Raw genomic sequence first — 19,823 nt, 5'->3', positions numbered from 1 at the left:
ATTACTCCGTGCCCGCAGGGTCGGCTTGCAGTTTGGTTTCGACTTCTATCGCCGGTGTCACGTTGGGCTTGATCCACCAGGTGGCCGTGCCGATGTCGTACTTGGGTGAGATTTTCGGGTGGCCGATATGGTTCCAATAAGCCACGCGCCAAGTCTTGATGTGCCAGTTGGGGATGACGTAATAACCCCATTGCAGCACGCGGTCCAGTGCACGGGCGTGAGCCACCAGGCTTTTGCGCGAATCGGCGTTGATCAGTTGCTCGACCAGTTGATCCACCACCGGGTCTTTCAGGCCCATGGAGTTGCGGCTGCCGGGTTTGTCGGCAGCGGCAGACATCCAGAATTCGCGCTGTTCGTTACCCGGCGAGTTGGATTGCGGGAAGCTGCCGACAATCATGTCGAAGTCCCGCGAACGCACGCGATTGATGTACTGCGAGACGTCGACCCGGCGAATCACCAGGTCGATCCCCAGGTCGCTGAGGTTGCGCTTGAACGGCAGCAGCACCCGCTCGAATTCGGTCTGGGCCAGCAGGAACTCGATGTTCACCGGTTTGCCGTTGGCGTCGACCATCTTGTCGTCGACAATCCGCCAGCCGGCTTCCTGCAACAGTTGATAAGCCTTGCGCTGCTGCGTGCGGATCATGCCGCTGGCGTCGGTCATCGGGTTCTGGAAGGCCTCGGTGAACACCTGTTCGGGGATCTTGCCGTGGAACGGATCGAGTATTGCCAACTGATCGGCATCCGGCAAACCGCTGGCGGCCATTTCCGAGTTCTCAAAGAAACTGCGAGTACGCACGTAGGCGCCGTTGAACAGTTGCTTGTTGGTCCATTCAAAGTCCAGCAACAGCGTCAGCGCCTGGCGCACGCGCACGTCCTGGAACACTGGACGGCGCAGGTTGAACACAAAGCCCTGCATACCGGTCGGGTTGCCGTTGGGGATCTGTTCCTTGTTCAGCCGGCCTTCGGTAACCGCCGGGATGTTGTAGGCGTTGGCCCAGTTTTTCGCGCTCATCTCCAGCCAGTAATCGAACTGACCGGCCTTGAGTGCTTCCAGGGCCACGGTGTTGTCGCGGTAGTAATCGGTGGTCATCACGTCGAAGTTGTAGAAGCCACGGTTGGCCGGCAGGTCCTTGCCCCAGTAATCCTTGACCCGCTCATAGCGAATCGAGCGCCCGGCCTTTACTTCGCTGACCTTGTACGGGCCGCTGCCCAACGGCATTTCCAGGTTGCCCTTGTTGAAATCCCGGGTCGCCCACCAGTGTTTGGGCAGTACCGGCAACTGGCCGAGGATCAATGGCAGTTCGCGGTTATTGGTGTGCTTGAACTTGAACAGCACGGTCAGCGGGTCTTCGGCGACGGCTTCGGCGACGTCGCTGTAGTAACCGCGATACAGCGGTGCGCCGTCCTTGATCAGGGTCTCGAAGCTGAACACCACGTCTTCGGCACGGATCGGATGACCGTCGTGGAAGCGCGCTTCAGGGCGCAGGTAGAAACGCACCCAGCTGTTGTCCGGGGCCTTTTCGATCTTGCCGGCAACCAATCCATATTCGGTGAACGGTTCATCGAGTCCCTGTTTGGCCAGGGTGTCGTAGATCAGCTCGATGTCGCCGGCAGACACGCCTTTGCTGATGAATGGGTTGAGGCTGTCGAAGCCACCGAAACCGGCCTGACGGAAGACCCCGCCCTTGGGCGCGTCTGGATTCACGTAGTCGAAATGTTTGAAGTCGGCCGGGTATTTTGGCGGCTCGTTGTACAAGGTCAGGGCGTGTTGCGGTGCGGCGCAGGCCAGCCCGGCGAACAACAGGCCGCTGGCCTGCAAGAGCAGGGCGCGTACGGGTTTCATCGATCTTTCTCCGAAGATTTCAGCCACCACGCGCTCAGGCCCAGCGTATAGGGCGGCGTGGTGACGAAGGCGAACCGGTTGCGGTAGGCCAGGCGGTGATAATTGAGGTACCAGTTGGGAATGATGTAGTGCTGCCATAACAACACGCGGTCCAGGGCTTTGCCGGCGGCAACCTGTTCATCGCGGGTCTGGGCGGCGAGCAGTTGCTCGAGTAAATGGTCAACCACCGGGTTGGCGATGCCCGCGTAATTTTTGCTGCCCTTGACCCCGACCTGGCTGGAATGGAAATACTGCCATTGCTCCAGACCGGGGCTGAGGGTCTGGTTCAGGGTCATCAGAATCATGTCGAAATCGAACTGGTCGAGGCGCTGTTTGTACTGGGCGCGATCCACCGTGCGCAGCCGGGCGTCGATGCCGATACTGGCGAGGTTCTCGACATAAGGCTGGAGAATGCGTTCCAGGTTCGGGTTGACCAGCAGGATCTCAAGCGAGAGCGGTTGGCCCTTGGCGTTTTCGACCCGCTGACCGTTGAGCTTCCAGCCGGCCTCGGCGAGCAGGCTCAGGGCCTGGCGCATGGTTTCCCTTGGAATGCCGCGCCCTTGGGTCTGCGGCAGGCTGAACGGCTCGGTGAGCAGTTTGGCGGGCAATTGCTCGCGGTACGGCTTGAGCATCAACCACTCATGACCGACTGGCAGGCCGGTGGCCGAGAACTCGCTGTTGGGGTAGTAACTCATGGCGCGCTTGTAAGCGCCGCTGAACAGCGTGCGATTGGTCCACTCGAAATCGAACATCAGCCCCAGCGCTTCGCGCACCTTTGCGTCGGAGAAGGCCGGGCGCCGGGTGTTCATGAACAGGCCCTGGCTCTGGGTCGGGATCTGGTGCGGGATTTGCGCCTTGATGACATCGCCTCGTCGCACGGCCGGGAAGTTGTAACCGTTATCCCAGTTCTTCGCCTGATGCTCGATGTAGATGTCGAACTCGCCGGCCTTGAAGGCTTCGAACGCGACGTCGCTGTCGCGGTAGAACTCGACTTCCATGCGGTCGACGTTGTACTTGCCGCGATTCACCGGCAGGTCCTTGCCCCAGTAATCCTTGACCCGTTCAAACACAATCTGGCGCCCGGGCGTGACCGAGGTCATGCGGTAAGGGCCACTGCCCAGCGGCGGCTCGAAGGTGGTGGCCTTGAAGTCGCGATCTTTCCAGTAATGCTGCGGCAGCACCGGCAACTCGCCCAGGCGCAAGATCAGCAGTGGATTGCCTGCGCGCTTGAAGACGAAACGGATGCGCTGCGGGTTGAGCACGTCGACCCGCAACACTTCCTGGAGATTGGTGCGGTATTGCGGATGGCCTTCCTTGAGCAGCAATCGATAAGAGAACGCAACGTCATACGCGGTGATCGGCGTGCCATCGTGAAAGCGGGCTTCGGGGCGCAGGTTGAACACCACCCAGCTACGGTCTTCGCTGTATTCCACCGATTGGGCGATCAAGCCATAGCTGGACGTGGGTTCGTCGCCGGATGGCGCGTATTGGCCGGTGCCGACCATCAGCGGTTCGTTGAGCTCGTTGATGCCGTACTGCAGGAAATTCGCGGTGGAAACCGGGCTCGAGCCCTTGAAGGTGTACGGGTTGAGCGTATCGAAGGTGCCAAACGCCATCACCCGCAACGTACCGCCCTTGGGCGCTTGCGGGTTGACCCAGTCGAAGTGGGTAAATCTGGCCGGGTACTTGAGCGTGCCGAACTGCGCATAACCATGGCTTTCGCTGATCGTCGCACTTGCGGAGGAGCTCAAGGCCAGGCTGATGAGGAGCAGGAGGAGGGGACGCTTCAAGTCAGAGATCCGATCCAGGCGGCTTGGGCTTTGTGGGCCGTACAGTAACAGCTTGTATGGACAGGAAAAAGACGCTGGCTTAATGCGCTGTTAATGGCTGGCTTGAGGGGGCGGCAGGACGCAGGATATGTGGGAGCGGGCTTGCTCGCGAAAGCGGTATTACATTCAACATTGATTTGGCTGACACACCGCTTTCGCGAGCAAGCCCGCTCCCACAGGGACTGCATTTTTGCCATGCAAATCGGGTTGCAGGCAAAAAAAAGCCCCTGAAGTCAGGGGCTCGTTTTTAGTGCGGCGAAGCAACCGTCAACATCTGACCCGGCTTCAGCGCCTGGCCGACACGCGGGTTCCAGCGCTTGAGGTGCTGCATCTCAACGTTGAAACGCTTGGCCACGATGTACAGCGAGTCACCTTGCTGGACCTTGTATTGGGTCTGCGGTTTCTTGGTGTCCGTCTTGCCAGTCGTCTTGGTGTTGGCGGCCACTACGGTGTTTACGCGTCCGGAGCTGCGCTTGGTCTTGTCCTGCATCACCAGCGTCTGGCCAACCTTGAGGTCCTTGCCGGTCAGCTTGTTCCAGCGTTGCAGGTCTTTCACGTCGACCTTGTTGGCCTTGGCGATGGTGCCGAGGTTGTCACCACGTTTCACGCGGTAGGCGCGTTTGAGGCTGGCGAGCTGGGTATCGTCTGCGCCTTCGAATACCGGCTTGAGCGACTTCTTGCTGATCAACTCTTCGGGGCGCATGGTCGACAGGCTGGCGGTCAGCAGTTGCGCCTTGGACGTCGGCACCAGCAAATGCTGAGGACCGTCCAGAGTGGTGGTGCGCTGCTTGAAGGCCGGGTTGAGCTGGAACAGCTCGTCTTCGTCGATATTGGCCACCGCAGCCACCTTGGACAGGTCCATGCGCTGGTTGATTTCGACGGCCTGGAAATACGGTTCGTTGGCGATCGGGTTGAGGTTCACCCCGTAGGCTTCGGGCGCCAGGACCACTTGCGACAGCGCCAGCAACTTCGGCACATAGGCCTGGGTTTCGGACGGCAGTGGCAGGTTCCAGTAATCGGTGGGCAGGCCAAGTCTTTCGTTACGTTCGATGGCCCGGCTGACCGTGCCTTCACCGGCGTTGTAAGCCGCGAGGGCCAGCAGCCAGTCGCCGTTGAACATGTCGTGCAGACGGGTCAGGTAATCCATCGCGGCGGTGGTCGACGCGGTAATGTCGCGACGGCCATCGTAGAAACGGGTCTGGCGCAGGTTGAAGTAACGCCCGGTGGAAGGAATGAATTGCCACAGGCCAACCGCGTCAGCCCGGGAATAGGCCATCGGGTTGTAGGCGCTTTCAATCACTGGCAGCAGCGCCAGTTCCAGCGGCATGTTGCGTTCTTCAAGGCGTTCGACGATGTAGTGAATGTAGAGACTGCCGCGTTCGCCGGCGTTTTCGAGGAAGGAAGGGTTGCTGGCGAACCACAGGCGCTGTTGCTCGATGCGCGGGTTGACGCCCAGGCCTTCCTGCAACTGGAAGCCTTGGCGCATGCGCTCCCAGACGTCCTGTGGAATTTGCGGAGTAGGCTTTTCGCTGAGCCAGATGGGCTTCTGTTTGGCTCGCGCTGCGATGTTCGGGGTATGTGCCGCGTCGGTCTGCGGCACATGGCTGGAACAGCCCGCCAGAGTGGCGGACACAGCCACCGCTATGGCTTGAGCCAAGCGGGTCAATGCGTCTGAATTGATGGCTTTACGAATAGATGACGACATTGGCTGGAAGTAAGTTCCGGGCAAAAATGTCGGGCGATTCTAGAAAGCGTACCCCCTGCGGTCAACCATTCAGATTTTTCGCACCAACGGCAAGCCCTCTCAGAACTTATCCTTCCAAGCGCGCAGAGCAGCAAAAACCGCACTCGGAGCCCGGTTATAGGTGCCATTCCGTTCGTCCACTTTTTCTTTAACGGATGTTTCGCCGGTACGCAAAAACGGGTTTGTCAGCTTTTCCAGAGCGATCGACGAAGGCAGCGTGATGATGCCTTTGGCGCGTTGTTCGGTGACTTTTGCCAGCCGTTCGGCCGTGTGCGGATTACTCGGTTCGACCGCTGCGGCGAAGCGCAGGTTGCTCAGGGTGTATTCATGCGTGCAAAACACCTGCGTATCCTCGGGAAGGGATGCGAGGCGTGTCAGCGAGGTGTGCATTTGCTCTGGCGTGCCTTCGAACAACCGCCCGCAACCGGCAGCGAACAGGGTGTCGCCGCAAAACAGCAGGCCCTGATGATAAAAAGCGATGTGTCCCAACGTGTGACCGGGTACTTCGATGACTTCAAAGTCGCAGCCGAGCACGCTGATACGGTCGTTGTCCTTGAGCGCGACATCCCGCGCCGGGATGGTTTCACTGGCTGGACCGTAGACCTTCGCGTCCGTCGCTTTTTTCAACTGCTCGACGCCGCCGACATGGTCGTGATGATGGTGAGTGATCAAAATATCACTCAGTGCCCAACCCGGATTCGCCGCGAGCCAGGCCTGGACCGGCGCGGCATCGCCGGGATCGACCACCGCACAGCGTCGTGTGTCGGGGTCTTGCAACAACCAGATGTAGTTGTCGGTGAAGGCGGGCAGGGCACTGATCTGTATCATCGTCGGATTCGCCAAGCGGAAAACAATGGCGCATCTTAGAACTTCCTGGCGCGTTGGAGAATGCAATGACTGATAAAGCGTTCGCTCAGGCTGATCCTGACTGGCTGGCCCTGATCAGCGCGGCCCGTGAATGGCTGTCCGGCCCCATCGGGCAATTTCTGCTGGACGAAGAACGACGCATGCTCGAAGACGAGCTGGGGCGTTTCTTCGGTGGCTATCTGGTGCATTACGGGCCTTCGGCCGAGACACCGCCGTCGGCGCCGCAGGTCCAGCGCAATGTGCGGCTGGGTGCGCCATTGCCGGGTGTCGAGATTGTGTGTGAAGAGCAGGCCTGGCCGTTGAGCGAGCATGCTGCCGATGTGGTGGTGTTGCAGCACGGCCTGGATTTCTGCCTGTCGCCCCATGGTTTGCTGCGCGAAGCGGCGAGCAGCGTGCGGCCCGGCGGGCATTTGCTGATCATCGGGATCAACCCCTGGAGCAGCTGGGGCTTGCGCCACGTGTTTGCCCATGACGCCTTGCGCAAGGCTCGATGCATTTCGCCGTCGCGGGTCGCCGACTGGCTGAACCTGCTGGGCTTCGCGCTGGAGAAACGCCGCTTCGGGTGCTATCGTCCGCCGCTTGCGTCCCCCGCCTGGCAAGCCCGTTTGGCCGGTTGGGAACGCAAGGCCGGTGACTGGCAACTGTCGGGTGGCGGCTTCTATTTATTGGTCGCGCGCAAGATCGTGGTCGGCCTGCGGCCGGTTCGTCAGGAACGTCGCGAGCCGATGGGCAAGTTGATTCCATTGCCGATGGCCAAGGTCAACCGCCGCAACATCGAGCCGTAACACTTTTTATATTCCCGGCCGGGCGCGTCCCGGCCTCGGGCATCGTCGATCAACGGTCGGCGGGCCACCGCATTTTCTGGATAGATTGGCATGAGCGATAGCGTAGAACTCTTCACCGACGGCGCCTGCAAGGGCAATCCTGGCCCAGGCGGCTGGGGCGCATTGCTGGTGTGCAAGGGCGTTGAAAAAGAACTCTGGGGTGGCGAAGCCAACACCACCAACAACCGCATGGAGCTGATGGGCGCGATTCGCGGACTGGAAGAACTGAAGCGTTCCTGCGACGTGCTGCTGGTGACGGACTCGCAGTATGTGATGAAAGGCATCAACGAATGGATGGACAACTGGAAGAAGCGCGGCTGGAAAACGGCGGCGAAAGAACCGGTAAAAAACGCTGACCTGTGGAAATTGCTGGACGAGCAGGTCAACCGCCACAACGTCACCTGGAAGTGGGTGCGCGGGCACATCGGGCATCACGGCAACGAGCGGGCCGACCAGTTGGCTAACCGTGGCGTGGATGAAGTGCGCGGTTACAAACAAGCCTGATTTTGGCACTGTCGATATACCGCGTCGCGGCATTCGCGAGCAGGCTCGCTCCCACATTAAATTTCTGCCTGATGGAGATCCAATGTGGGAGCGAGCCTGCTCGCGAAGAACGATAACGCGGTGCACCTGATCACAATCACAGCATCAAAATGGCGTTGGCCAGTTGTTGGTCTGAATACTGATCGCTCAGTCCGCCCCGAATCCTCTCGAATGCCGCTTCAATCCGCGCCCCGCGAATCTCCCCGTCACTCGCCACAAACGCTGCGGCATCGTCCTTGGCTGCCAGCACAATCTTGTCGTCCTTGAATGATCCGCTCGTGCCCTTGGACGAGCTCAAGGTCAGGCTCAACGTGATATCGGTGCTGATTACAAAACTGGTGGCCTGGGCGGTGGTTGCGATCAGGCAACCGCCCAGGACCAGCAGGCGTAGCGATTGTGTGGTGGTCATGACGAACTCAAATCCATCGGAAACAAGCCGCGCACGCTATCAAGCCGTTCTCTGCCAGACTTTATGAACATTGCTAATGATTGTTAAAAACTGCATGAGCTTCAGTCATTTGCCTGTGCGCACGCCTGATCCCGTGGGCGTGTTAACATCGCCGCTTTTGCACGATTGACCCGTTGAGAGCTGAGCACTGATGGCCACCAGATCCGTTGTACTCGATACCGAAACCACCGGCATGCCGGTGACCGACGGCCACCGGATTATCGAAATCGGTTGTGTCGAGTTGATCGGTCGGCGCCTGACCGGCCGGCATTTTCACGTTTACCTGCAACCGGACCGCGAGAGTGACGAAGGCGCCATCGGCGTTCACGGCATCACCAACGAATTCCTGGTGGGCAAGCCGCGCTTCACTGAAGTGGCTGATGAGTTTTTCGAATTCATCAAGGGCGCGCAGCTGATCATCCATAACGCGGCGTTCGACGTTGGCTTCATCAACAACGAATTCGCCCTGATGGGCCAGCACGATCGCGCTGACATCACGCAACACTGCTCGATCCTCGACACCCTGATGATGGCCCGGGAACGTCACCCGGGGCAGCGCAACAGCCTCGACGCCTTGTGCAAACGTTATGGCGTCGACAACTCCGGTCGTGAACTCCACGGCGCCTTGCTCGACTCCGAGATTCTCGCCGACGTTTACCTGACCATGACCGGCGGCCAGACCAGCCTGTCGCTGGCCGGCAATGCGTCCGACGGCAACGGGGCCGGCGAAGGGGCGGACAACTCCGCCACGGAGATCCGCCGTTTGCCGGCCGATCGCCAGCCAACCCGTATCATCCGCGCCAGTGAAGATGATTTGGCGCAACACATGGCCCGTCTGGAAGTCATCGCCAAATCCGCTGGTGCGCCATCGCTGTGGCAGCAACTGGCCGAGGCTGAAGCTCAGGCGTAAATCTCGAGATAGACATCAAAACTGTAGGAGCCGGCTTGCTGGCGATGGCGGTGGGGCAGTCGATACGTTCATCGCCTGAACGGACGCCATCGCCAGCAAGCCGGCTCCTACAGGGTTGTGCGATCCACTTGTGACCCATTTCGGGGCATTGCACTCGCCACATGCGCCTCAACCCTCTACCCTGAGGTTATTGGCAGGCCACGGCCTGCCGCCTCAGGACACTGAGCCCCATGTATAAAGATTTGAAATTCCCGGTCTTGATCGTCCATCGCGACATCAAGGCCGACACGGTTGCCGGTGATCGCGTGCGTGGCATTGCCCGGGAGCTGGAGCAGGAAGGTTTCAGCATTGTCTCGGCAGTGGATTACACCGAAGGGCGGTTGGTCGCGTCGACCCATCATGGCCTCTCGTGCATGTTGATCGCCGCCGAAGACCCGAGCGCCAATTCCCATCTGCTGCAGAACATGGCCGAACTGATCGGCCTGGCGCGGGTGCGTGCGCCGGATTTGCCGATCTTCGCGCTGGGCGAGCAAGTGACGCTGGAAAACGCTCCAGCCGATGCGATGGACGAGCTCAATCAGCTGCGCGGCATTCTCTATTTGTTCGAAGACACCGTGCCGTTTCTGGCGCGGCAGGTCGCGCGAGCTGCGCGCAAATACCTGGATGGCCTGCTGCCACCGTTCTTCAAGGCGTTGGTGCAACACACCGCCGACTCCAATTATTCCTGGCACACGCCCGGCCATGGTGGCGGAGTGGCCTATCACAAGAGCCCGGTGGGGCAGGCGTTTCACCAGTTTTTCGGGGAAAACACCCTGCGTTCGGACTTGTCGGTGTCGGTGCCGGAACTTGGTTCGCTGCTCGACCACACCGGCCCTCTGGCCGAGGCAGAAGCGCGAGCGGCGCGCAACTTTGGCGCCGATCACACCTTTTTCGTGATCAATGGCACCTCGACGGCCAACAAGATCGTCTGGCATTCGATGGTCGCCCGCGATGACCTGGTGCTGGTGGACCGCAACTGCCACAAGTCGGTGTTGCACTCGATCATCATGACCGGCGCGATTCCGTTGTACCTGTGCCCCGAGCGCAATGAACTGGGGATCATCGGTCCGATTCCGCTGAGTGAATTCAGCCGCGAATCGATTCAGGCCAAGATCGACGCCAGCCCGTTGACCAAGGGCCGTGCGCCCAAGGTCAAACTGGCGGTGGTCACCAATTCGACCTACGACGGGCTCTGTTACAACGCCGAACTGATCAAGCAAAGCCTGGGCAATAGCGTCGAAGTGCTGCATTTCGATGAGGCCTGGTATGCCTATGCGGCGTTTCACGAGTTTTTTGCCGGACGTTATGGCATGGGCACTTCGCGAAGTGCGGAAAGCCCGCTGGTGTTCACCACCCATTCCACCCACAAACTGTTGGCGGCGTTCAGTCAGGCCTCGATGATTCACGTCCAGGACGGCGGCGCGCGGCAACTGGATCGCGACCGTTTCAACGAAGCGTTCATGATGCACATCTCCACGTCGCCGCAGTACAGCATCATCGCCTCTCTGGATGTGGCCTCGGCGATGATGGAAGGCCCGGCGGGTCGCTCGCTGTTACAGGAAATGTTCGACGAAGCCCTGAGTTTTCGTCGGGCACTGGCGAATTTGCGTCTGCACATTGCCGCTGATGACTGGTGGTTCTCCATCTGGCAGCCGCCGTCGGTGGAAGGCATCGAGCGCGTGGTGACAGAAGACTGGCTGCTGCAACCCGACGCCGACTGGCACGGCTTTGGCGGCGTGACCGATGACTACGTGCTGCTCGATCCGGTCAAGGTCACGCTGGTGATGCCGGGCCTCACCGCCGGTGGTGCGTTGAGCGAGCGCGGGATTCCGGCGGCGGTGGTCAGCAAATTCCTCTGGGAGCGCGGGTTGGTGGTCGAGAAGACCGGGCTCTATTCATTTCTGGTGCTGTTCTCCATGGGAATCACCAAGGGCAAATGGAGCACGCTGCTGACCGAGTTGCTGGAGTTCAAGCGCAGTTACGACGCCAACGTCAGCCTCGTGACCTGCCTGCCCTGCGTGGCGCAGCAGGAAGGCGCGCGTTACAAGGGTATGGGGCTGCGCGATTTATGCGATCAACTGCACGCCTGTTATCGCAGCAATGCCACGGCCAAACATCTCAAGCGCATGTACACCGTGTTGCCGGAAATCGCCATGAAGCCGGCTGACGCTTATGATCATCTGGTGCGTGGCGAGGTGGAAGCGGTGTCCATCGATGCACTGGACGGCCGCATCGCCGCCGTGATGCTGGTGCCGTACCCGCCGGGGATTCCGTTGATCATGCCCGGCGAACGTTTCACCGAGTCGACGCGCTCGATCATCGATTACCTGGCGTTTGCCCGCACGTTCGATAGCAGTTTCCCGGGGTTTGTCGTCGATGTGCACGGCTTGCAACACGAAGACGAGGGCAATGGGCGGCATTACACCGTCGATTGCATCAAGGAGTGAGGACCTTTCCCAGTATGCAACCGGTCATGAATCCGAAATACCCAGGGCTGTCGGTCCGCGTTGCCGACGACGGCTTTGCGGCTTACATCTGGGGCAGTGATTTCAGTTTTGAAGTCACGGCCTATGTCGCAGCCGAAATCGGCAAACCGGTGGAGCAATGGCCGGTCACGCCAATTACCCCTTACCGCAAGTGCTATGGCATCGATCCCGAGGAATTCAGCAGTTTCCGCGACGCCGCCGACAGCGCGATTTTCATGGCTTATCTCGATGATGAGCCGGTGGGCCACCTGGTGGTCAGCACCAACTGGAACGGCTTTGCCCACATCGACGAGTTGGCGGTCCACGCGCCGGCCCGCCGGCATGGCGTGGCCAAGGCGCTGCTGGATGTGGCGCAGTTCTGGAGCCGCAAGAAAAAACTGCCGGGCATCATGCTCGAAACCCAGAACAACAATCTGGGCGCGTGTCGGCTGTATGAGCGCTGCGGTTATGTGCTGGGTGGTGTCGATCATCTGCGCTATCGCGGCATCGACCCGAACACCGCCGAAATTGCCTTGTTCTGGTATCGATTATTCGACGATCCGCTGGAAAGCCCGATCAGCTCGCCAACATCGCCACGGCTTGTTCCGTGACGATGTCCAGCAGTGCCTGAAGAGCGGGGGAAGGCTCGCCGTTCTTCAGGGTCAGGGCGTAGACGCTGATCGGCACGGCGGGCGCCAGCGGGCAGGCATCCAGGCCAGCGGATTTGGCCCCGAGCGCGGTGAACGGGTCGACAATCGCCAGGCCTTCACCGGCTTCGACCATGCTGCGCATCATCTGGTGAGTCTGAACCCGGGTGTGAATCACCGGGGCAGGGCGCAGGGCGTGCAGTTTGTTGTCGAGTGCCGGGCTCAGCGGGTCATGACCTTCCAGGCCGACCATCGACTGCCCCGCCAGGTCTTGCAGCGAAATGTACTTTTGCTTCGGTTGCAGCCAGCCATGGGGTGCCAGCAGCTGGAGTTTGCCCTGGGCAATCACCTGGCAATGAACATCGGCGTGGTCGGGATCGTGCAGGCTCAGGCCCAGATCGCTTTCGCGCAGCAGCAGGCTTCTGACGATGTCGCGGGTGGGTTGACTCAGGAGACTGCAAGGCACGTCGGGGAGACGCCGGCGCAACGCCGCGATGCTCTGTGGCAACAACTGTTGTGCCAAAGGCGGCGTGCAAATGATGCGAAGGGGTGGGGCCTGATATTGCTTGAGGCTGCTGGCCAGTCGCAGGACCGGCTCGAGCGCATCGTAGACGTGGGCGATTTCGACCTGTAGTTCCCGCGCCTCGCGCGTGGCCTGCAAGCGTCCACGCACGCTGGAAAACAGCATGAAACCCAACTGACTCTCAGCGTCACGCAGAATGCCTTCGACCTCGGCCACTGGCAGCTGCAGCCATTCGGCGGCGGTGCCAAGGTGACCGGTCTGCAGGAGCGCCTGGATCACTTCGATATGACGTAAACGCATGCGTGAAGTCCATGTTCAGCAGGTGAGGGAGTCAGTGGCTGAATCCTAACCCAAGTCCGCGCATAAGACTTCTGCTCATAACGCGAGGTTATGAAGCGACGTTGGTTTCCGGTACGGCGGCAATGACGGCTTCGGGCTCACGAGTGAGGGTGACGCCCGATTGCACCAGCAGAAACTCGTTTTCATCGAGCTTGTTGACGCGATCGCCAATGGCCAGCTTGTAAGTGGTGACAGCGGTGAGGCCGTCTGCCGAAGGGGTGGATTCCTGGAACTCATGCACGGAATAGACACGGCCTTCCGCGTCTCTTGCATGGAACTGACTGACGAGTACTGCTGCCATCTGCTTAGAACCTCTGGAGATAAATCACTCAATTTGCGGTTCTGTAGACCGTGGTTGGGCGAGGTAAGTTTTCCTACAGGAAAAAAATAGTCAGGGGCGGCGTTTTTCGGTCGCCCACTGCTTGAATCGTCATCTATAACTACAAGCTCTTTCCATCGGACAGTCGAGAATTTTCCATGAGCAATGTCTACACGATCGCCGTTCTGGTCGGCAGCTTGAGAAAGGAATCGATCAACCGCAAGGTGGCGTTGGCCCTGGCCGATCTGGCGCCTGCAAATCTCAAGCTCAACATCGTCGAAATTGGCGACTTGCCGCTCTACAACGAAGACATCGATGGCGAATCACCGCCGGCAGCCTACAGCACTTTCCGGCAACAAGTGAGTTCATCCGACGCGTTGCTGTTCGTCACCCCGGAATACAACCGTTCGGTTCCTGCCCCGTTGAAGAACGCAATCGACGTCGGTTCGCGTCCGTATGGCAAAAGCGCCTGGGGTGGCAAGCCGGGTGCGGTGATCAGTTGTTCACCGGGGGCTATCGGCGGGTTTGGCGCCAACCATCATTTGCGCCAGTCCATGGTGTTTCTCAATGTGCCTTGCATGCAGCAACCGGAAGCCTATTTGAGCGGTGCCGGTTCGGCCTTCGATGAAGCGGGCAGATTGTCCGAGACGGTGAAGCCGTTTTTGCAGAGTTTCATCAATGCTTACGGGCAGTGGGTCGAGCAGCATAAGAAAGTCTGAAAACCACTTTGATAGCCGCTGCCGAGTACAGGCTCGGCAGTTGCTGCATCAAACAAACGTTTCCAGACTTTGCTTTACTGAATATTCGAAATTCCATATATTTGCGCCTCGTTCGTCCTCCAGAGGCGTTTCCCCGTATGTCCGACTCTCACAACCCCGTCGATGTTTTCAAGGCCCTGGCCGATGACACGCGCAGCCGTATCGCGCTGTTGATCGCACGCGAAGGCGAGTTGTGCGTGTGCGAGTTGACCGCCGGGCTGGACTTGAGTCAGCCGAAAATTTCCCGTCATCTGGCGCTCTTGCGCAGTAATGGCCTGTTGGCGGACCGCCGTCAGGGGCAATGGGTGTTCTATCGCCTGCACCCGGACCTGGCGCCTTGGGTCGTCACTCTGCTGCACGGCGCGCTGGCTGAACATCAAGGCTGGCTGGCTGCCGATGTCGCACGCCTTCAAGCCATGACCGATCGACCTGTACGTTGCTGCTAATCCCTGATTTCTGTTGAAGGCTGCTTTGCATGCTCATTGCGTCGTTGATTTTCCTGCTGACCATCACCCTGGTGATCTGGCAACCCAAAGGCCTCGGTGTCGGTTGGAGTGCGGTGTTCGGCGCCGTGCTGGCGCTGATTTTCGGTGTGGTGCACCTCAGTGATATTCCGCTGGTGTGGCAGATCATCTGGAACGCCACCGGCACTTTTGTCGCGCTGATCATCATCAGCCTGTTGCTGGATGAGGCGGGGTTCTTTGCCTGGGCGGCGCTGCACGTCGCGCGGTGGGGGCGGGGCAGTGGGCGCAAGTTGTTTGCCTATATGGTGCTGCTCGGCGCGCTGGTCTCGGCCTTGTTTGCCAACGACGGGGCGGCGCTGATCCTCACGCCCATCGTGATTTCCATGTTGCTGGCGTTGCGCTTTTCCCCGGCGGCGACCCTGGCGTTTGTGATGGGCGCCGGGTTTATTGCCGACACTGCCAGCCTGCCGCTGGTGGTGTCGAACCTGGTGAACATCGTTTCCGCCGACTTCTTCCACATCGGCTTCAATCGCTACGCGGCGGTGATGGTTCCGGTCAACCTGGTGAGCGTTGCGGCGACACTGGCGGTACTGATGTGGTTTTTCCGGCGCGACATTCCGAAGGATTACGACCCTGAGCAACTGGAGCATCCGTCCAGTGCGATCCACGACAAGGCGACGTTTTATGCCGGTTGGGCGGTGTTGCTGATCCTGTTGATCGGGTGTTTTGCGCTGGAACCGCTGGGTATTCCCATCAGTGCCATTTCGGCGGTGTGCGCGGCGTTGCTGCTGGCCATCGCTGCCCGAGGCCACAAGATTTCCACGCGCAAGGTGCTGAAAGAAGCGCCATGGCAGATCGTGATTTTCTCGCTGGGCATGTATCTGGTGGTCTACGGCCTGCGTAACGCCGGGCTCACCGGGTATCTGGCGGGGTGGCTGGACGGTTTTGCCGGTTACGGCGTCTGGGGCGCGGCCATGGGCACGGGTGTGTTGACGGCGCTGTTGTCGTCGATCATGAATAACCTGCCGACGGTGCTGATTGGCCTGCTGTCGATTGACGCGAGTCAGGCGAGCGGAGTGGTGAAGGAGGCAATGATCTACGCCAATGTGATCGGCAGTGACCTGGGGCCGAAGATTACGCCGATTGGCAGCCTGGCGACGTTGTTGTGGCTGCATGTGCTGGAGCGTAAGAGCATTCGGATCGGCTGGGGGTATTACTTCAAGGTCGGGATTGTGTTGACGGTGCCGGTGTTGTTGGTGACGTTGGCGGCGTTGGCTGTGCGGTTGTCCGTTTAGACCGCATCGACCCCATCGCGAGCAGGCTCGCTCCCACAGGGATTTTGTGAACGCCGCAAATCCAATGTGGGAGCGAGCCTGCTCGCGATGGGGCCAGTCTAGTCACTACAAAAACTAACCACTACCCGGCACATTCGGCCAAAGATCCGCCACCAGAAACAACCGCTCCGCTTCCTCCCACTCCCCATTGGCATTCTCGACCAACCGCACCAGCAACCGCGCCGGCGCAAGCGGTTCCAGATCGCTCAGCCACGCGTCCAGCTGTTCTGTGCTCCAGGTCTGCTCGACCGGGTAGTGCGCCGGCGCCAGCCAGGCATGGCGGGGCAGGGGTTGCCAGCGACCGAACGGGCGCTGCGTGACAAAATCATTCCAGTCTTTTTGATGCAGCCAGCTACCGCGCAAATGCTGTGGGTGCGCACCGCTAGGGGCTTCGGATTGCCCTGGCCACGGATAAAGCAGATAGCCGCCCAGCCACAAATGCGCACTGAACTGCTGGATGTCCAGCGCCGCCAGGACCTCGCGGCTCTCCGGTCGCGCGGAAATCGGCAGCTGATGCTGGCTCAGGTGCGCCAGTTTGCGGTCCAGCCGATCATGGCAGCCCGGCCCCAGCCATTGCGCGGTGTTATGCCCCGCGCCATTTTGTGGGCCGAGGTAAAGCTTGATCGCCAGTTCCAGGTGATGCACGCCGTCGCGATCGCGCAGCAGCATGTCCAGTTCGCCCAGCGTGTGGCCTTCGCGACGGATTGGCATGTTCGCGGCAATCAGATCGATGCCCGGAGCATGGCGCACCGCGTATTGCCACAGCCGTTCGTAATACAGCCCCAGGCGCCGGGTCCGGGCCTGGGCAAGCCAGTGCAGCAAGTCGTAGCTGTCGCGATCCAGTTGCCGTAGCCAAAGCTCCAGCCGTTCCGGCGCCTGCACCCAGTCACTGCCGGCCAGTGGATGGCGTTGCGGCCACGGCGTGACCTCCAGCATCGGCGGCGCGAGGATGACCCAGGCCAGGTCGCGGACCTCGGGGTGGCGCAACTGGTGGGGTAACTGCAGCAAATCGGGAAATAGGATCATCTTGCGAGCATAGCCCTAAACCTGAGTGCGCCCTTGTGGCTGAAAGGATTTTGTCTATCCCGCGCTTTCGCCCATAATCGTGGTTTTCGCCGTCGCAAACCGTAGGGGCACCATGGAGCAATTTCGTAATATCGGCATCATCGGTCGCCTGGGCAGTTCGCAGGTGCTGGATACCGTCCGCCGACTGAAACGGTTTCTGCTCGATCGTCACCTGCACGTGATCCTCGAAGACACCATCGCTGAAGTCCTGCCGGGTCATGGCCTGCAAACTTCGTCGCGCAAGATGCTCGGTGAAGTCTGTGACATGGTGATTGTGGTCGGCGGTGACGGCAGCCTGCTTGGCGCCGCACGCGCACTGGCCCGACACAATATTCCGGTGCTCGGCATCAACCGTGGCAGCCTCGGTTTCCTGACCGATATTCGCCCCGATGAACTGGAAGTCAAAGTCGCCGAAGTCCTCGACGGCCACTATCTGGTGGAAAACCGCTTCCTGTTGCAAGCCGAAGTCCGTCGCCACGCCGAGGCCATTGGCCAGGGCGATGCGCTGAACGATGTGGTGCTGCACCCCGGCAAATCGACGCGCATGATCGAGTTCGAGCTGTACATCGACGGCCAGTTCGTCTGCAGCCAGAAGGCCGACGGCCTGATCGTCGCCACGCCGACCGGCTCGACCGCTTACGCGCTGTCGGCGGGTGGTCCGATCATGCACCCCAAGCTTGACGCTATTGTGATTGTGCCGATGTACCCCCATACCTTGTCGGGTAGACCGATTGTGGTCGATGGCAACAGTGAGCTGAAAATCGTCGTGTCCAAGGATATGCAGATCTACCCGCAAGTCTCCTGTGACGGGCAGAACCACTTCACCTGCGCGCCGGGTGACACCATCACCGTGAGCAAGAAAGCGCAGAAGCTGCGGCTGATTCATCCGCTCGACCACAACTACTACGAAGTCTGCCGGACCAAACTCGGCTGGGGCAGCAAGTTGGGGGGTGGAGGCGACTGATGCTCGATCCCGCGCGAAGTTATGACCTTATCGGTGACGTGCACGGTTGCGCCCTGACCCTTGAGCACTTGCTCGACCTGCTCGGTTATCACAAACAGGGCGGCGTCTGGCGGCATCCGTCGCGCATGGCGGTGTTCGTCGGTGACATCATCGACCGCGGCCCGCGGATTCGCGAGGCGCTGCACATCGTCCACGACATGGTCGAGGCCGGCCAGGCGTTGTGCATCATGGGCAACCATGAATTCAACGCGCTCGGCTGGAGCACGCCAGCGCCGCCGGGCAGCGGCAAGCAATTCGTCCGTGAGCACACGCCACGTCATGCGCGCCTGCTGGGTGAAACCCTGACCCAGTTTGAAGACCATCCCGCGGACTGGCATGACTTCCAGCAATGGTTCTACGAACTGCCGCTGTTTGTGGATGCCGGGCGTTTCCGCGTGGTCCACGCCTGCTGGGATGCGGGCCTGATCGAGCCGCTACGCGCGCTGTTTTCCGATGGTTGCGTCGATGAACATTTCCTCCAGGCCTCGGCCGTGCCGGGCAGTTTTGCCTGCACCGTGTTCGACCGTTTGCTGCGCGGCACCGACATGCGTTTGCCTGACGGGTTGACCATGACCAGCGGCGATGGCCTGACGCGCTCGTTCTTCCGCACCAAATTCTGGGAAGACGACCCGCAAACCTACGGAGACATCGTGTTCCAGCCTGACGCTTTACCGGAACCCGTGGCCCGAACGCCGCTGTCGTCCACCGAAAAAAACACCTTGCTGCGTTATGGCGTTGACGAGCCCTTGTTGTTCGTCGGCCACTACTGGCGCAGCGGCAAACCGGCGCCGATCCGCCCGAACCTGGCCTGCCTGGATTACAGCGCGGTGCTTTACGGCAAGCTGGTCGCTTATCGACTGGACCAGGAAACCCGGCTCGATCCGCACAAATTCGTCTGGGTCGACGTCGAACGGCCGGAGGCATTGCGATGAGCGCCGTGGCCGTTTTACGCCTGCCGCTGGCGGTGGATCTGAGCGGGTTCGTCAAACTGCTGCAACGCATGCAGGTGCCGCATCGGGTCAGCGAAGAGCAGGGCGAGCAGGTGTTGTGGGTGCCCGCCAATATCAGTGAAGACGTGCGTGCGTTGTACGAGCGTTTTCCGGCGGGTGATCCCGATCAGCAACTGGACATCCCGGTGGCGATAACCACGAAGCGTCCCGGCTTCGTCGAGCAATTGCGCCACGCCAAAGCGACGGCGGCGGTGCTGCTGCTGAGCCTGATTGTCGGTGCGGTGACGCTGCTGGGCGAAAACCTCGACACGATGCGTTGGTTGACCTTCCTCGATTTCCGGGTGGTCGGCGAATACATCCATTTCACGCCATTGGCCGACAGCCTGGCAGCGGGGCAGTGGTGGCGTCTGGTGACGCCGATGCTGATCCACTTCGGCATCCTCCACCTGGCCATGAACGGCATGTGGTATTGGGAACTGGGGCGACGCATTGAGTCGCGTCAAGGCAGCATCAACCTGATCGGCCTGACCCTGCTGTTCGCTCTGGTGTCGAACTACGCGCAGTTTTATTTCAGCGGCCCGACCTTGTTTGGCGGGTTGTCCGGCGTGTTGTATGGCTTGCTCGGGCATTGCTGGATCTTTCAGATCCTGTCGCCGAACCGCGCTTATCGCCTGCCTCGCGGGGTGCTGGTGATGATGCTGGTGTGGCTGCTGCTGTGCCTGTCCGGGCTGGTCTCGATGATCGGCTTCGGAGAAATTGCCAACGCCGCCCACGTCGGCGGGTTACTCATCGGATGCTTCACCGGTTTGTTGGGTGGTTTGTACAACCGCCGTAAACTGGCCGCCTAAAAAAGTTATGTAAGTTCGGAGA

General features: G+C 60.2%; 19 protein-coding genes. 11 read left to right on the top strand and 8 right to left on the bottom strand.

What is annotated here, in order from left to right; genetic code table 11:
- Position 1 precedes the first annotated feature (1 nt).
- From ACYZUC_RS06030 to gloB, 4 genes are all read right to left on the bottom strand, one after another.
- Positions 2 to 1,843: an extracellular solute-binding protein gene (locus ACYZUC_RS06030; protein ID WP_461994319.1), complete on the bottom strand. Its 1,842-nt coding sequence runs from the start codon at positions 1,841 to 1,843 to the stop codon at positions 2 to 4.
- On the bottom strand, positions 1,840 to 3,654 hold the full coding sequence (locus ACYZUC_RS06025) for an extracellular solute-binding protein (RefSeq protein WP_461996823.1): 1,815 nt from the start codon (positions 3,652 to 3,654) through the stop codon (positions 1,840 to 1,842). The genes ACYZUC_RS06030 and ACYZUC_RS06025 overlap by 4 nt, the downstream gene beginning before the upstream one ends.
- A 304-nt stretch (positions 3,655 to 3,958) precedes the next feature.
- Positions 3,959 to 5,416: a transglycosylase SLT domain-containing protein gene (locus ACYZUC_RS06020; RefSeq protein WP_461994317.1), complete on the bottom strand. Its 1,458-nt coding sequence runs from the start codon at positions 5,414 to 5,416 to the stop codon at positions 3,959 to 3,961.
- 99 nt (positions 5,417 to 5,515) lie between these two features.
- Positions 5,516 to 6,283: a hydroxyacylglutathione hydrolase gene (gene gloB / locus ACYZUC_RS06015; RefSeq protein WP_461996822.1), complete on the bottom strand. Its 768-nt coding sequence runs from the start codon at positions 6,281 to 6,283 to the stop codon at positions 5,516 to 5,518.
- 65 nt (positions 6,284 to 6,348) lie between these two features.
- On the opposite strand from gloB, the gene ACYZUC_RS06010 reads away from it, so the two are divergent.
- Positions 6,349 to 7,107: a methyltransferase domain-containing protein gene (locus ACYZUC_RS06010; RefSeq protein ID WP_008038260.1), complete on the top strand. Its 759-nt coding sequence runs from the start codon at positions 6,349 to 6,351 to the stop codon at positions 7,105 to 7,107.
- Between the two features lie 90 nt (positions 7,108 to 7,197).
- Positions 7,198 to 7,650 carry a ribonuclease HI gene (gene rnhA, locus ACYZUC_RS06005; protein WP_008028618.1) on the top strand — a complete coding sequence of 151 codons (453 nt, stop codon included), beginning with the start codon at positions 7,198 to 7,200 and terminating at the stop codon, positions 7,648 to 7,650.
- 136 nt (positions 7,651 to 7,786) lie between these two features.
- On the opposite strand, the gene ACYZUC_RS06000 is transcribed toward rnhA, so the two are convergent.
- Complete coding sequence (locus ACYZUC_RS06000) at positions 7,787 to 8,098, bottom strand: DUF2388 domain-containing protein (protein WP_008038263.1); 312 nt, start codon at positions 8,096 to 8,098, stop codon at positions 7,787 to 7,789.
- Positions 8,099 to 8,288: 190 nt separating this feature from the next.
- Between ACYZUC_RS06000 and dnaQ the strand changes: the two genes are divergently transcribed.
- The 3 genes from dnaQ (at position 8,289) to ACYZUC_RS05985 (ending at position 12,162) form a co-directional block, all read left to right on the top strand.
- Positions 8,289 to 9,047, top strand: coding sequence for a DNA polymerase III subunit epsilon (gene dnaQ / locus ACYZUC_RS05995; RefSeq protein WP_461994314.1), 759 nt, complete (start codon positions 8,289 to 8,291; stop codon positions 9,045 to 9,047).
- 230 nt (positions 9,048 to 9,277) lie between these two features.
- Complete coding sequence (locus ACYZUC_RS05990) at positions 9,278 to 11,533, top strand: Orn/Lys/Arg family decarboxylase (protein ID WP_461994313.1); 2,256 nt, start codon at positions 9,278 to 9,280, stop codon at positions 11,531 to 11,533.
- Positions 11,534 to 11,547: 14 nt separating this feature from the next.
- A complete protein-coding gene (locus tag ACYZUC_RS05985) occupies positions 11,548 to 12,162 on the top strand; it encodes a GNAT family N-acetyltransferase (protein WP_461994311.1) in 615 nt (204 codons plus the stop codon).
- Here the strand turns inward: ACYZUC_RS05985 and ACYZUC_RS05980 are convergent.
- Both ACYZUC_RS05980 and ACYZUC_RS05975 read right to left on the bottom strand, forming a co-directional pair.
- The gene (locus ACYZUC_RS05980) at positions 12,128 to 13,021 is read right to left on the bottom strand and encodes a LysR family transcriptional regulator (RefSeq protein WP_461994309.1); all 894 of its coding nucleotides are present in this window, start codon (positions 13,019 to 13,021) and stop codon (positions 12,128 to 12,130) included. The genes ACYZUC_RS05985 and ACYZUC_RS05980 overlap by 35 nt on opposite strands.
- An 88-nt stretch (positions 13,022 to 13,109) precedes the next feature.
- Positions 13,110 to 13,361, bottom strand: coding sequence for a hypothetical protein (locus ACYZUC_RS05975; RefSeq protein ID WP_461994308.1), 252 nt, complete (start codon positions 13,359 to 13,361; stop codon positions 13,110 to 13,112).
- Between the two features lie 176 nt (positions 13,362 to 13,537).
- On the opposite strand from ACYZUC_RS05975, the gene ACYZUC_RS05970 reads away from it, so the two are divergent.
- The 3 genes from ACYZUC_RS05970 to ACYZUC_RS05960 all read left to right on the top strand — a co-directional run bounded on the left by ACYZUC_RS05970 (position 13,538) and on the right by ACYZUC_RS05960 (position 15,896).
- Complete coding sequence (locus ACYZUC_RS05970; protein ID WP_008028605.1) at positions 13,538 to 14,098, top strand: NADPH-dependent FMN reductase; 561 nt, start codon at positions 13,538 to 13,540, stop codon at positions 14,096 to 14,098.
- Between the two features lie 137 nt (positions 14,099 to 14,235).
- Positions 14,236 to 14,583, top strand: a complete 348-nt coding sequence (locus ACYZUC_RS05965) for a metalloregulator ArsR/SmtB family transcription factor (RefSeq protein WP_461994306.1) — start codon at positions 14,236 to 14,238, stop codon at positions 14,581 to 14,583.
- A gap of 29 nt (positions 14,584 to 14,612) precedes the next feature.
- The gene (locus ACYZUC_RS05960; RefSeq protein ID WP_008028602.1) at positions 14,613 to 15,896 is read left to right on the top strand and encodes an arsenic transporter; all 1,284 of its coding nucleotides are present in this window, start codon (positions 14,613 to 14,615) and stop codon (positions 15,894 to 15,896) included.
- A 114-nt stretch (positions 15,897 to 16,010) separates the two neighbouring features.
- Here the strand turns inward: ACYZUC_RS05960 and ACYZUC_RS05955 are convergent, their stop codons facing one another.
- A complete protein-coding gene (locus ACYZUC_RS05955) occupies positions 16,011 to 16,961 on the bottom strand; it encodes a DUF1853 family protein (protein ID WP_461994304.1) in 951 nt (316 codons plus the stop codon).
- Between the two features lie 112 nt (positions 16,962 to 17,073).
- On the opposite strand from ACYZUC_RS05955, the gene ACYZUC_RS05950 reads away from it, so the two are divergent.
- Genes ACYZUC_RS05950 through ACYZUC_RS05940 form a run of 3 tightly spaced genes read left to right on the top strand, consistent with a single transcriptional unit; the run spans position 17,074 to position 19,801 of the window.
- Positions 17,074 to 17,964, top strand: a complete 891-nt coding sequence (locus tag ACYZUC_RS05950; protein ID WP_007988608.1) for an NAD(+) kinase — start codon at positions 17,074 to 17,076, stop codon at positions 17,962 to 17,964.
- On the top strand, positions 17,961 to 18,935 hold the full coding sequence (locus ACYZUC_RS05945; RefSeq protein WP_223450454.1) for a metallophosphoesterase: 975 nt from the start codon (positions 17,961 to 17,963) through the stop codon (positions 18,933 to 18,935). Before ACYZUC_RS05950 ends, ACYZUC_RS05945 begins: the two co-directional genes overlap by 4 nt.
- On the top strand, positions 18,932 to 19,801 hold the full coding sequence (locus ACYZUC_RS05940) for a rhomboid family intramembrane serine protease (protein WP_461994301.1): 870 nt from the start codon (positions 18,932 to 18,934) through the stop codon (positions 19,799 to 19,801). Before ACYZUC_RS05945 ends, ACYZUC_RS05940 begins: the two co-directional genes overlap by 4 nt.
- Positions 19,802 to 19,823 lie beyond the last annotated feature (22 nt).

Source organism: Pseudomonas sp. GT1P32 (genome assembly GCF_054897805.1).
This window is presented reverse-complemented; position numbering and strand designations above follow the sequence as displayed.